Genomic DNA, 12653 nt, shown 5'->3' on the forward strand with positions numbered 1-12653 from the left:
GGCGGCAATAGCAGGGAAGCGCCCCCTTTTGCCAACGAAACCCTTGGCTGCGGCTTCACACCACTCTGACGTAGCTCGTCATTCCTGATTTCTGGTGCTCGATGATGTGGCAGTGCAGCAGCCAGTCGCCGGGATTGTCGGCAACGAAGCCGAGCTGAACCTTCTCGTTGGGCTGGATGAGATAGGTGTCGGAAATCAAAGGCTGAACCTGGCGCGTCGAGGACGACAGCACCTTGAAGCTCATGCCGTGCAGATGCATCGGATGGGATTGCGGCGTCAGGTTTTCCATGTCGATGACATAGCTTCCGCCGAGCTTCAATTCGGCCAGCGGTGCGGTCGGATCCGGTGTATCGCCCGGCCACGGCATCTTGTTGATTGCCCAGAAACTGTAGCCAAGCGAACCGCAGATGCCGTCGCTCGGGACGTTTTCCGCCGTCGCGCTCAGCGCCAGGGAAATATGCTTGGCGCTGGTGAGATCCACTTCCGCCACGGGATTGACCTCCAGGGGTGCAACATCGCTGATATCACGCTTGAGCGAGCTTCCGGTCGCGCGCAAGGTCGCCAGAATTTTAGGCTTGGTGCCCCTGACATCCCGCAGGCTTACGATCGCACCCTCGCCATCGGGCATGCGGATGGCCAGCTCCATGCGCTGTCCCGGTCCAAGCAGCAAGGCATCGGGTGAAAAACGCTGCGCCACCGGATTGCCGTCCAGTGCGATGACTGTCGCCTCGGCGCCGTCGACGCGAAAAGCATAGATGCGCGTGACGTCGGTGATCGCCACCCTGAGTCGTACCAGCCCGCCGGCCGGCGCATCATATTGCGGTTGATCGAGCCAGTTGGCGGTTCGCACGGTGCCGTAGGTACCGGTTCTTGCGGCATCGCGCGGCCGGAACTGGTCGATGAACTGGCCATCGTCACCGAGGCGCCAGTCGCGCAGATTGAGGACGATTTCGGCATCGAATTTCGGATCAGCCGGGTTCTCGACCACGATGACGCCTGTCAGGCCGTGGCCCATCTGCTCCAGCGTGTTGCAATGCGGGTGATACCAGAAGGTGCCGGCGTCTGGCGGCGTGAAGGCGTAATCGAAATGGTCGCCGGTATAGACGTAGGGCTGGACCAGGAACGGAACGCCGTCCATCCTGTTTGGAACGCGAATGCCGTGCCAGTGGATCGTCGTCGGATCGTCGATCGCGTTGACAAGACGGGCGGCGAAGGGCTCGCCTTTCTTCATTCTGAGCACGGGCGGCATTCCGGCGGTGCCGTAGGTCAGCACATCCCTGGTCTGGCCCACATCCATCAGCTTCGCCTGGATTTTTGCCGTCTGCAGAACCACCGGCTCAGGCCCGGCAGCGGCCCAGCCGCCAAGCCGACCCAGGGCCGGGAGCCCGATGCCGCCCGCGCCGGCAACCGCGGCTGTTTTCAAAAGCCTGCGGCGTGTGAGTAGGGTCATTGGCGCTCCAACTGCAAGGACGGCTGCCTCGGGTTTATCGCCGTCTTTGATCAGAGGCCAGCCATCGGCGCAGATGTCGATATTGGCATATCGTGTCTCGACGATGCCATGGCGATGTGGTTGCCGTGTGGCCTGGCTGACAACAGAACTTGCCGCCGCTATTCAGCCGCCTCGGCATAGTGTGCCGGCACATAGTTGAGGATGGGGCCGAGCCAGCGCTCGACCTCGGCCAACGGCATGGCTTTGCGGCGTGCATAGTCCTTGACCTGGTCACGCTCGACCTTGGCGACGCCGAAATAATAGCTTTCGGGATGCGACAGATAGATGCCGGACACCGAGGAGCCCGGCCACATGGCGTAGCTTTCGGTCAGGCTCACGCCCGCATTACCTTCGCCGTCGAGCAACCGGAACAAGGTCGCCTTCTCGGTGTGGTCCGGCTGCGCCGGATAACCGGGCGCCGGGCGTATGCCGCGATAGGGCTCGCCGATCAGTTCGTCTGGTGCCAGATTCTCATCTGGTGCATAGGCCCAGAACTCCTTGCGCACCTTCTCATGCATGCGCTCGGCGAAGGCCTCAGCGAAGCGGTCGGCCAGCGCCTTGACCATGATCGACGAATAATCGTCGTTAGCGCGCTCGAACCGTTCGGCGATCGCCACCTCCTCGATGCCGGCGGTGACGATGAAGCCGCCGATGTAGTCCGGCTTGCCGCTGTCCACCGGCGCGACGAAATCCGACAGCGCGACATTGGCCTTGCCGTCGCGCTTGGTCAGTTGCTGGCGCAGTGTGAAGAAGGTCGCCAGTTCCTGTGAGCGCTTGTCATCCGTGAACAGTCTGATGTCGTCGCCGACGGTGTTGGCCGGCCAGAAGCCGATGACGCCGCGTGGCGCAAACCATTTTTCGGCGATGATCTGCTTCAGCATCGCCTGCGCATCCTCGAACAGCTGGCGCGCGGCGGGTCCTTGCGCTTCGTCTTCGAGGATCCTGGGATAGCGCCCTTTCAGCTCCCAGGTCTGGAAGAACGGCGTCCAGTCGATGTAGCGCGCGAGTTCGGTCAGGTCCCAATTCTCGAACACCTTCACGCCTGTGAAGGACGGCTTCGGCGGCTCATATTCAGACCAATCGATCCGATGCGCATTGGCCCTCGCCTTGGCCAGCGGCAGCCGCTGCTTGTCGGCTTCGGAGCGGGCATGCGCGTCGGCGACTTTCTTGTATTCGGCGCACACCGTGTCGACATAGCCGCCCTTGGTCTCCTTCGACAGCAAGGACGAGACCACGCCGACCGCCCGGCTGGCGTCGGTGACGTAGACCGTCTGGCCCTTGGTATAGCGCGGGTGGATCTTCACCGCCGTGTGCACGCGGCTGGTCGTCGCGCCGCCGATCAACAGCGGGATGTCGAAGCCTTCCCGCTCCATCTCGGCGGCCATATGCGCCATCTCGTCGAGCGACGGCGTGATCAGGCCTGACAGGCCGATGATGTCGACTTGTCTCTCGCGCGCCGTCTGCAGGATCTTTGCCGCCGGCACCATGACGCCGAGATCGATGATCTCGTAGTTGTTGCAGGCGAGCACGACACCGACGATGTTCTTGCCGATGTCATGGACATCGCCCTTCACCGTCGCCATCAGGATCTTGCCCGCCGTCTGGCGCTCGCCATTGTCGATGCCGTTGGCGAGGTTGGCCAGCTTCTCGGCTTCCATGTGCGGCAGCAGTCCCGCGACGGCCTGTTTCATTACCCGCGCCGACTTCACCACTTGCGGCAGGAACATCTTTCCCGCGCCGAACAGGTCGCCGACGACGTTCATGCCGGCCATCAGCGGACCCTCGATGACATGCAGCGGACGCTCGGCGGCCAGCCGCGCTTCCTCGGTGTCGGCATCGATGAATTCGGTGATGCCGTTGACCAGCGCGTGGCTGATCCGCTGTTCGACCGGCAATTCGCGCCAGGCGAGATCGCGCTCCTTGGCCTCCTGGCCCGCCGTGCCCTTGAAGCGTTCGGCGATCTCCAGCATGCGTTCGGTGGCGGTGCCGCCAGCCTTGGGCACGCGGTTAAGGACGACATCCTCGCAGGCCTCGCGCAGCGCCGGTTCGATCGTGTCGTAGACGGCGAGCTGACCGGCATTGACGATGCCCATGTCCATGCCGCGCTGGATGGCGTGGTAGAGGAACACGGCATGCATGGCCTCGCGCACCGGCTCGTTGCCGCGGAACGAGAACGACAGGTTCGACACGCCGCCGGAAATGTGGACATGCGGCAGAGTCCCGGTGATCTCGCCCGTCGCCTCAATGAAGTCGACGCCGTAATTGTCGTGCTCCTCTATGCCGGTGGCGATGGCGAAGACATTGGGATCGAAGACGATATCCTCGGGCGGGAAGCCGGCCTGTTCGGTCAAAAGCCTGTAGGCGCGGGTGCATATCTCGACCTTGCGCGCTTTGGTGTCGGCCTGGCCGTCTTCGTCGAAGGCCATGACCACCACGGCGGCGCCATAGGCGCGCACGAGCCTTGCATGATGCAGGAAAGCCGCCTCGCCTTCCTTCATCGAGATTGAGTTGACCAGCGGCTTGCCCTGCACGCATTTCAGGCCGGCTTCGATGATCTCCCATTTGGAACTGTCGACCATGACCGGAACGCGGGCGATGTCCGGCTCGGCGGCGATCAGGTTGAGATACTCCACCATCGCCTTCTTCGAATCGATCAGTCCCTCGTCCATGTTGATGTCGATGATCTGCGCGCCATTGGCGACCTGGTCGCGCGCCACGTCGAGCGCGGCGACATAGTCGCCCGCCGTGATCAGCTTCCTGAACTTGGCCGACCCGGTGACATTGGTGCGCTCTCCGACATTGACGAAGGGAATTTCGTCGGTGAGCGTGAATGGCTCCAGTCCGGAAAGGCGCATCTTGCGCTCGATGTCGGGAATGGGGCGCGGCGGATATTTCCGCACCGCCTCTGCGATGGCGCGGATGTGCTCAGGCGTCGAACCGCAACAGCCGCCGACGACATTGACCAGCCCCTCGCGGGCAAAATCCTCGATCTGCGCGGCCATGAATTCCGGGCTCTCGTCATAACGGCCAAATTCGTTGGGCAGGCCGGCATTCGGATAGGCGCAGACAAAAGTGTTGGCGACGCCTGATATCTCGGCCAGATGCTCGCGCATGGCATTGGCGCCGAGCGCGCAGTTGAGGCCGATGGTGAAGGGGCTCGCATGGCGCACCGAATGCCAGAAGGCGGTCGGCGTCTGGCCCGACAGCGTGCGGCCGGAGAGATCGGTGATGGTGCCGGAAATCATCACCGGCAGGCGCACACCCTTCTCATTGAAGATCTCTTCTGCTGCGAAGATTGCCGCCTTGGCGTTCAGCGTGTCGAAGATCGTCTCGATCAGGATGATGTCTGCGCCGCCATCGATCAGGCCGCGCAACTGCTCGCCATAGGCGAGGCGCAGATCGTCGAAGGTCACGGCGCGATAGCCGGGATTGTTGACGTCAGGCGACATCGAGGCGGTGCGGTTGGTCGGCCCGAGCGCGCCGGCCACGAAACGGCGCTTGCCATCCTGCTGCTCGGCACGAACAGCGGCGCGGCGCACCAGCCGCGCGCCATCGCGATTCAGCGCGTAGACGGCATCCTCCATGCCGTAATCTGCCTGTGCAATCGAAGTCGAGGAGAAGGTGTTGGTCTCCAGGATATCCGCGCCTGCGATGGCATATTGATAGTGGATTTCCTCGATCGCCTGCGGCTGCGTCAAGATCAGAAGATCATTGTTGCCTTGCTGGTGGCAGGCGCAGCCGGCGAAGGCTTCGCCGCGAAACTGGTCCTCATCGAAACCCAGGCCCTGGATCTGCGTGCCCATGGCGCCGTCGAGGATGAGGATGCGCTCCCGCGCCGCTGCCGTCAGCGCCGCAAGCACTTCCGACCCGTCGGGCTTTGCCGCGACGGGGCCGAACAATGCGTCCAGCGATGCAGAATTCTGCGACATTTTTTATCCCTTTGGCGACAAGCCTTTTCATGTCACATAAGGATATCTTTATGTCAATATACGGCAAGCGTTCGTCATTGTCACGCGCTGTTGCGATCGCTGACTTCCCAGCGCAATCCTTCCGTCAGCGCAGGGCGGCTGGACGAGGAGAAGGTCGGACAAGCATTCCGTTCGGGCAATGGATTGGTTTGGCACGACCATGGCATCTGCCTGTTCCGCGGCACGAACGACCTTGGCTTCACGGCCCCTGCTTCGGGCCGGTCGTTGCGAAGCAGAAGTGACGACGCACTGCACGCTGATAGATCTGGGAGCGACGGTTGAGGGTCACAACCTCAATCCGAAGCCCGCTCAAAGCCTCATTGGTGAACTGGTTCCCGCCGAACACGGATCGTGACGAAACAACTAACATTCGAACTTTTTCGCCAGTTGATGCATCTTCAGTCCATGGGCTACGAAACTTCCATCGTGCCGAATGATGCCGAACTGGTCCTTGCCGCTCGGGGCGGTGATTGTGGTTGCCTCGGCCTGTTGCTGGAACGTCATCGCGCGCGGCTCTATGCGACAGCGCTGAACATGCTCGGCTATGGATCGGACGCCGAAGATGCAGTGCATGAAACTTTCCTGATCGCGCTGAGGCGCATCGGTGAGCTCAAGGATCCGCAAGCCGTCGGTGGCTGGCTCCGCGCTGTGCTGTACCGATGCTGCCTGCAACAATTGCGTCGAAGACGACGCGAGATCTTGACCGCCGACATTCCCGACCGCCCAGACGAACGCGCTGGCATTGAGGAGCGGCTGGAGAAAATCGCGCTTCGCGAATGGGTTTGGGATGCCCTCCGCAAGCTTCCCGAGCCGCTGCAGGCCACCGCAATTTTGCGCTATTTTGGAAGCTATCAGTCTTACCAGGAACTGGCCGCCATTCTGGATGTGCCGATTGGGACGGTTCGCAGTCGTTTGTCAGAAGCCAAACGCAGGCTGGCGGAGATGCTGCTCGAAACGGCAGGCCTTGCCGACGCAGGGGCTCGCTCACAGTCTTGCGAACGCCAGCGATTTTACTCCGAAATCTTCAATGGACTCAACCGGCACGGCGAGCGCGACCGTTTCCTCGGGCACTTTGCGGAAGACCTTCACCTGGTCCGTGGAGCGAGCGAACCGGTGTTGGGGCGTTCATTCCTTGCCGAGGAAGTCGACTCCGATACGGAAGCCGGCGTCCGCCTCGAGCCCCAGCGCATTCTCAGCGGCAGCCATGTCACGGTCATCGAAGGGCGATTCATCAATCCGCCCGAAGACCCGTTCCACTGCCCGCCGGGTGTCGTCCTGGTGATCTTTCAACGAGACAGCAAGGCCCGACGCTTGCATCTTCATCTTTCGCCGCGTCCGCCCAGAATCGAGGATGATTGATCGAACTTTTTCTCTCGTCCGTGACTCCTTGGAGCACGGGACCATCACAGAGCGCCGCCTCGAATGGTCCCACAGAGGAGAGAGATCATGTCCGCCTTCGCAGTTTCCCATGTTGTTTCCAACGCACGCCACGGCAAGCTCGGACCCCGCCGGTCGCGCCGCTTCCTTCAAATGGCGTTCGCATCGACTGTCGTCTGCGCCACATTTTTGTCACCGGGCTTAGGCTGGGCCGGCCAGGCTGAGGTCGACGCCACCTATAAGGACGTCGAGCGGACGCTCGGCTCGGTGCCAAGCTTTGTCCATCAGGTTTCAAAAGCGGTGCTGCCAGGCGCCTGGGCCGAGGTGAAGGCTCTGCAGTTCTCGAGCGACACCGCCTTGCCGCCGAAGGTCAAGGCTTTGATCTCGCTCGCCGTCTCCGCTCAAATTCCCTGCCAGTATTGCATCTGGGAAGACACCGAGAGCGCAAAACAGGCGGGCGCAACGGAGGACGAGATCGAAGAGGCCGTCGCCATCGCCGCTCTGTCACGCCACTGGAGCACCATCTTCTACGGCATGCAGGTCGATTTCGAAACCTTCAAGAAAGATCTCGGCGGCGATGCCCAAGCGGCCGCGCCTGCCAAGTAGGGCGAGCCTTATCGGCACATTGTCGGATCAAGGCCGGACCGCGACAGCCGTCGTCGGCAACCGAGGAAGTGAGTGGAATTGTAACTTCATAGGGAGGTAAAAATGCCAATAGTTTTCGGAGAATCCGTCAGCACGGTCAAAGATATCGTGTCCGTGCTGAAGAAACACGGTGACGCGGTGCGTGGCACCTACCGTGCCCGCTACCGCTTCGACCCGCAATCAAGCGATCCTTACACAACACCGCTGCTGGAGCGACCCGCGAGTCTTAAGGACAATTCGCCGGCCGCAGTCTTTCCCTGGGAGCAGATCTTTGCCGCGGCGGCGGTGTGTGCCGGCTCGGACTATCCGATGCTGGCGGCGCATGCGGGGGTCGATCTGCGTTCAGTCGATTTTGTCGCGGAAGGCGTATTCGACCCGCGTGGCGAGTTCGACGGACTTGATGGGCTCACGGCGCCCAGGGACGCCCGGCATTGCTATGTGTCCCTGCACCTGCGCGCGACCGTGTGTTCTTCGGCGCCGCGCGCCGACCTGGAGAAAATTCATGACCGCGCGATCTCGCACAATATGGTGCTTGGGGCCCTCAGAGGAATTCCCATGACCAGCGAATTGGTGATTCAGCAGGCGTGATCCCGTCGCAGAACTCGCCCGGTCTGATGGGTCGCACAGACTTTTGTCCCAAAGATTCCTGACCTGTGGGGCAGTTCGGCTGTCGCACTGTTCTCCATTCAGTGCATGTTCCCACGACGACACTGCCCACTGCCGGGAGGTGTCAGGCATTTTAGCGCAGGCTAACGGAACAAGTTGCCGCTTCTAAAGTTTTGAAATTGGAAGCATGGCAAGACTGTGGAATGTTAAGATGTTAGCCTCCGACCTAACGAAAGTTATCGAGCAGGATCATCTGGCTCTGGATGCCTTCGTAAAGGGCGATCCTGAGCCCTTGAAAGGCCTCTACTCGCGACAGGACGACGTCATAATTGCCAATCCCTTTGGCCCGCCGGCGAAGGGATGGAGAAAGGCCGCTGAGACCATGGAACGGGCCGCCACCAATTACCGGCACGGCAAGGCCATCGGCTTTGAGCGCATCTCGGAGTATGCGACGGCCGACTTGGGATACATCATCGAGGTCGAGCGGTTCCAATCCAAGGTCGGTGGGGGCGACAAACTGGTGCCGATTGCGCTTCGAGTCACCACCATATTCCGCCGGGAGGAAGGCGCGTGGAGGATCGTCCTTCGTCATGCCGATCCGATAACCTCGGTACGCTCACCGACGTCCATTGTCGGGGAGTAGGAGGACCAGTGTTTGCTGGCCGCCGCCGGCAAAAGAAAGTCGGGCCTAATCTACACGCCCGACACCAGCCCGAACGCCTATCCCTCAAATCGGAGGGCGCGCGTTGCCAAAGATAATAGACGCCGATCTTCGGATGTGGCCAAGGTCCAAGCATTCTCAAGCTTATGTGTACCACCCCTGTGTACCAGACAGGCGGCAAAAAGACCAATAAAGTCAGATAGTTGTTTCCAAACAACGGCTTGGAATGGTGCTGCGAGAGAGGATTGAACTCTCGACCTCTCCCTTACCAAGGGAGTGCTCTACCACTGAGCTACCGCAGCCGCTGATGGCGGGGCTTCTGCCATATCGAACCGGCAAGCGCAAGGCCAAGTGCAACGCTTCTGTGAAAGGCTTTGCCGGATAGCTTTTATTGACATGGCGGCGCCATAATGTTGGCTATCCCTGAATGACGGGTTGGCTGGTCGCCGGCCAGGACGGGACGATGAACGACAAGACAATCCCAGCGAAAAAGGGCGGCATCAACCGCAAGGACCGGCTCGCCGAGCAATTGCGGGCGAATCTGCAGAAGCGCAAGGCGCAGTCGCGCTCGCGCCGCACCGGGGATGCGGATCAGCGGCCGGATGGGCTCGGCGCGGCAAGGGAAATACAAAAAGATTAACTCAAATGGGCCACTCTTGGACCGGAGTGGGCGAAAATCCCATTTCTTGAACCGGCCTAATTCTTGAACCAAGCCGGCCAATGGTCTAGACGGGCCGCTACTCAAACGATTGAACCGGCCTTTTTGGCCGAGAGGGACGTTCTTCCATGGATCGCATCAGAATTGTCGGGGGCAACAAGCTCTCCGGAAGCATTCCGATCTCGGGCGCGAAAAACGCGGCGCTGCCCCTGATGATCGCCTCGCTTTTGACCGACGACACGCTGACGCTGGAAAACGTGCCGCATCTGGCCGATGTCGAGCAGTTGATCCGCATTCTCGGCAATCACGGCGTCGACTATTCGGTCAATGGCCGCCGCGAAAAGCAGAATGAGGGCTATTCGCGCACCATCAATTTCTCCGCCCGCAACATCGTCGACACGACGGCCCCCTACGAGCTGGTGTCGAAGATGCGGGCGTCGTTCTGGGTGATCGGCCCGCTGCTGGCCCGCATGGGCGAGGCCAAGGTGTCGCTGCCGGGCGGTTGCGCCATCGGCACGCGCCCGGTCGATCTGTTCCTCGAAGGCCTGCAGGCGCTGGGCGCCGATATCGACGTCGACACCGGTTATGTCATCGCCAAGACCCGGAATGGCAGGTTGGTCGGCAACCGCTACGTGTTCCCGAAGGTCTCGGTCGGCGCCACCCATGTGCTGATGATGGCGGCCGCCCTGGCCAAGGGTGAAACGGTTCTCGAAAATGCCGCTTGCGAGCCTGAGATCGTGAACCTCGCCGAGTGCCTCAATGCCATGGGCGCGAAGATCTACGGCGCCGGCACGCCTGTTATCACCATTGACGGCGTCGAATCGCTGTCGGGTGCGCGCGTGCGTGTCATTCCCGATCGCATCGAGACCGGCACCTATGCCATGGCCGTCGCTATGACTGGCGGCGACGTCGTGCTCGAAGGCGCGCGGCCGGAGCTGCTGCAGACCGCGCTCGACGTTATTGCCCAGACCGGCACCGAGATCACGCCGACCAATTCCGGCATTCGCGTCAGGCGCAACGGCGCCGGCATTTCGCCGGTCGACGTGACGACGGCACCGTTCCCGGCCTTCCCGACCGATTTGCAGGCGCAGTTCATGGGCCTGATGACTATGGCCAAGGGCAAGTCGCGCATCACCGAGACGATCTTCGAAAACCGCTTCATGCATGTGCAGGAACTGGCCCGGCTCGGCGCCCACATCACGCTTTCGGGCCAGACGGCGATCGTCGATGGCGTGCCGAAGCTGAAGGGCGCGCCGGTGATGGCGACCGATCTTCGCGCCTCGGTGTCGCTGGTCATTGCCGGCCTGGCAGCCGAAGGCGAGACGACGGTCAACCGTGTCTACCATCTCGACCGCGGCTTCGAGCGACTGGAGGAAAAGCTGTCCAACTGCGGCGCGGTGATCGAGCGGATTTCCGCATAGGCCAATCGCAAGGCCTTGCGGTGCGGTTGCGCGGACGGGAAAGACCGCCTAACAGAAGGTTCAGTTATCAACCTTCAGGTGCGAAATCCGCATGACTGCCCTTAAGCTTATCGCGCTCGACGATCAGGATCTGAGCATCGTTTCGGCCCATGTCCAGGACGCCGTGATGAAGGTCAGCGACCTCGAATTCCTGCCTGCGGCCAAGCGTTTCCTTCTGACCATGAACCGTTTCGTCTGGGAGGCCAAATCCGGCCTGTTTCGCCAGCACAATGAGCGGCGGCAGGCCGTGCTGCATTTCGACCGCGTGCTCGGCGCCAAGACCAGCGGCATCGCCCGCGACAAGCCGGCTGAGGTCCTATCCCTGCTGGCGATCAGCTTCATCGAGATCAGCAAGCCTGCCGGTATCGTCGAGCTGATCTTTGCGGGCGGCGGCACGATCATGCTCGATGTCGAGTGCATCGAGGCCCGCCTTGCCGACGTCGGCGGCGCGTGGGAAGCCACCTCGCGCCCCATCCACAAGGCCTGAACCTCCAATGGCCATCACGCTTCGTCAGTCCGACGCCGATTTCGAGCAGCGTTTCGCCGCCTTCCTCCTGACCAAGCGGGAAGTGTCCGCCGATGTCGACGCCGCGGTGCGCGACATCATCGCGCGCGTGCGCGCCGAAGGCGACGCGGCGCTGATCCACTATTCACAGAAATTCGATCGCGCCGATCTGGCTGGATTAGGCATCGCCGTCTCGAAGGACGACATCGCTCAAGCTTACAAGGCCGCCGACCCAAAAACGATCGAGGCACTGGAATTCGCGCGCGACCGCATCCGCTCGCACCATGAGCGGCAGCGGCCGAAGGATGATCGCTATACGGATGCCGCCGGCGTCGAGCTCGGCTGGCGCTGGACGGCGGTCGAGGCGGTCGGGCTCTATGTGCCGGGAGGCACCGCGAGCTATCCAAGCTCGGTGCTGATGAACGCCGTACCGGCCAGGGTGGCCGGCGTCGAGCGCATCGTCATGGTCGTGCCGGCGCCCGGCGGCATCATCAATCCGCTGGTGCTGGTGGCGGCCGACATTGCCGGCGTGTCGGAAATCTACCGTGTCGGCGGCGCGCAGGCGATCGCAGCCCTCGCCTATGGAACCGAAACGATCCGGCCGGTCGCTAAGATCGTCGGCCCCGGCAATGCCTATGTCGCCGCAGCCAAGCGCCAGGTCTTCGGCACCGTCGGCATCGACATGATCGCCGGCCCGTCGGAAGTGCTTGTCGTGGCCGACGGCAGCAACGATCCGGACTGGATCGCCGCCGATCTGCTGGCCCAGGCCGAGCACGACACATCGGCGCAGTCGATCCTGGTCACCGACGATCCAGCTTTCGGCATCGCCGTCGAACAGGCGGTCGAGCGCCAGTTGCAGAGCCTGCCGAGAGCCGAGACCGCGTCCGCGAGCTGGCGCGATTTCGGCGCGGTGATCCTGGTTCGGTCGATCGACGCCGCGCTGTCGCTGGTCGACCGCATCGCCGCCGAACATGTCGAACTCGCCATCGACGATGCCGAGGGTTTCCTGGCGCGGATGCGCAATGCCGGTGCCGTCTTTCTCGGCCGCCACACGCCGGAAGCCATCGGCGACTATGTCGGTGGTTCCAACCATGTGCTGCCGACGGCACGCTCGGCGCGCTTCTCGTCGGGCCTTTCCGTGCTCGATTTCGTCAAGCGCACGTCGATCCTCAAGCTTGGGCCGGAGCAGTTGCGGATTTTGGCGCCGGCGGCGATTGCGCTGGCCAAGGCGGAAGGCCTTGACGCGCATGGCCGCTCCGTCGCCATACGGCTGAACATGTAGGC

10 protein-coding genes and 1 tRNA gene are annotated in these 12653 nt (G+C 62.1%); 8 read left to right on the top strand and 3 right to left on the bottom strand.

Going from position 1 to position 12653, the window contains the following annotated elements; translation table 11 throughout:
* Positions 1–55: 55 nt before the first annotated feature.
* The gene (locus NKI38_RS02185; protein WP_352654428.1) at positions 56–1450 is read right to left on the bottom strand and encodes a multicopper oxidase family protein; all 1395 of its coding nucleotides are present in this window, start codon (positions 1448–1450) and stop codon (positions 56–58) included.
* A 158-nt stretch (positions 1451–1608) separates the two neighbouring features.
* On the bottom strand, positions 1609–5418 hold the full coding sequence (metH, locus tag NKI38_RS02190; RefSeq protein ID WP_352654430.1) for a methionine synthase: 3810 nt from the start codon (positions 5416–5418) through the stop codon (positions 1609–1611).
* A gap of 390 nt (positions 5419–5808) precedes the next feature.
* Between metH and NKI38_RS02195 the strand changes: the two genes are divergently transcribed.
* The 4 genes from NKI38_RS02195 (at position 5809) to NKI38_RS02210 (ending at position 8728) form a co-directional block, all read left to right on the top strand.
* Positions 5809–6816 carry an RNA polymerase sigma factor gene (locus NKI38_RS02195; protein WP_352654432.1) on the top strand — a complete coding sequence of 336 codons (1008 nt, stop codon included), beginning with the start codon at positions 5809–5811 and terminating at the stop codon, positions 6814–6816.
* A gap of 87 nt (positions 6817–6903) precedes the next feature.
* On the top strand, positions 6904–7440 hold the full coding sequence (locus tag NKI38_RS02200; protein ID WP_352654434.1) for a carboxymuconolactone decarboxylase family protein: 537 nt from the start codon (positions 6904–6906) through the stop codon (positions 7438–7440).
* Between the two features lie 102 nt (positions 7441–7542).
* Positions 7543–8067, top strand: coding sequence for an OsmC family protein (locus tag NKI38_RS02205; protein WP_352654436.1), 525 nt, complete (start codon positions 7543–7545; stop codon positions 8065–8067).
* A 229-nt stretch (positions 8068–8296) separates the two neighbouring features.
* Positions 8297–8728 (top strand): YybH family protein, encoded by a 432-nt coding sequence (locus NKI38_RS02210; RefSeq protein ID WP_352628409.1) that lies wholly within the window; start codon positions 8297–8299, stop codon positions 8726–8728.
* A gap of 245 nt (positions 8729–8973) precedes the next feature.
* Here NKI38_RS02210 and NKI38_RS02215 read toward each other — a convergent pair.
* Positions 8974–9048 (bottom strand) — tRNA-Thr (locus tag NKI38_RS02215).
* A 125-nt stretch (positions 9049–9173) separates the two neighbouring features.
* Between NKI38_RS02215 and NKI38_RS02220 the strand changes: the two genes are divergently transcribed.
* The 4 genes from NKI38_RS02220 (at position 9174) to hisD (ending at position 12651) form a co-directional block, all read left to right on the top strand.
* The gene (locus tag NKI38_RS02220; RefSeq protein WP_352654573.1) at positions 9174–9386 is read left to right on the top strand and encodes a hypothetical protein; all 213 of its coding nucleotides are present in this window, start codon (positions 9174–9176) and stop codon (positions 9384–9386) included.
* 146 nt (positions 9387–9532) lie between these two features.
* Positions 9533–10825: a UDP-N-acetylglucosamine 1-carboxyvinyltransferase gene (gene murA / locus NKI38_RS02225; RefSeq protein ID WP_352654437.1), complete on the top strand. Its 1293-nt coding sequence runs from the start codon at positions 9533–9535 to the stop codon at positions 10823–10825.
* Between the two features lie 91 nt (positions 10826–10916).
* A complete protein-coding gene (locus NKI38_RS02230) occupies positions 10917–11351 on the top strand; it encodes a DUF2948 family protein (protein WP_352628415.1) in 435 nt (144 codons plus the stop codon).
* Positions 11352–11358: 7 nt separating this feature from the next.
* Positions 11359–12651: a histidinol dehydrogenase gene (gene hisD / locus NKI38_RS02235; protein ID WP_352654439.1), complete on the top strand. Its 1293-nt coding sequence runs from the start codon at positions 11359–11361 to the stop codon at positions 12649–12651.
* Positions 12652–12653: the final 2 nt, after the last annotated feature.

Source organism: Mesorhizobium sp. M0621 (assembly GCF_040320745.1).
GTDB lineage: Bacteria > Pseudomonadota > Alphaproteobacteria > Rhizobiales > Rhizobiaceae > Mesorhizobium.

Bases quoted from the DNA above. Each gene is read 5' to 3' on its own strand.
- hisD (WP_352654439.1), top strand. From the start codon at position 11,359: ATGGCCATCACGCTTCGTCAGTCCGACGCCGATTTCGAGCAGCGTTTC.
- metH (WP_352654430.1), bottom strand. From the start codon at position 5,418: ATGTCGCAGAATTCTGCATCGCTGGACGCATTGTTCGGCCCCGTCGCG.
- NKI38_RS02205 (WP_352654436.1), top strand. From the start codon at position 7,543: ATGCCAATAGTTTTCGGAGAATCCGTCAGCACGGTCAAAGATATCGTG.
- NKI38_RS02185 (WP_352654428.1), bottom strand. From the start codon at position 1,450: ATGACCCTACTCACACGCCGCAGGCTTTTGAAAACAGCCGCGGTTGCC.
- NKI38_RS02200 (WP_352654434.1), top strand. From the start codon at position 6,904: ATGTCCGCCTTCGCAGTTTCCCATGTTGTTTCCAACGCACGCCACGGC.
- NKI38_RS02230 (WP_352628415.1), top strand. From the start codon at position 10,917: ATGACTGCCCTTAAGCTTATCGCGCTCGACGATCAGGATCTGAGCATC.
- NKI38_RS02220 (WP_352654573.1), top strand. From the start codon at position 9,174: ATGACGGGTTGGCTGGTCGCCGGCCAGGACGGGACGATGAACGACAAG.
- NKI38_RS02210 (WP_352628409.1), top strand. From the start codon at position 8,297: ATGTTAGCCTCCGACCTAACGAAAGTTATCGAGCAGGATCATCTGGCT.
- murA (WP_352654437.1), top strand. From the start codon at position 9,533: ATGGATCGCATCAGAATTGTCGGGGGCAACAAGCTCTCCGGAAGCATT.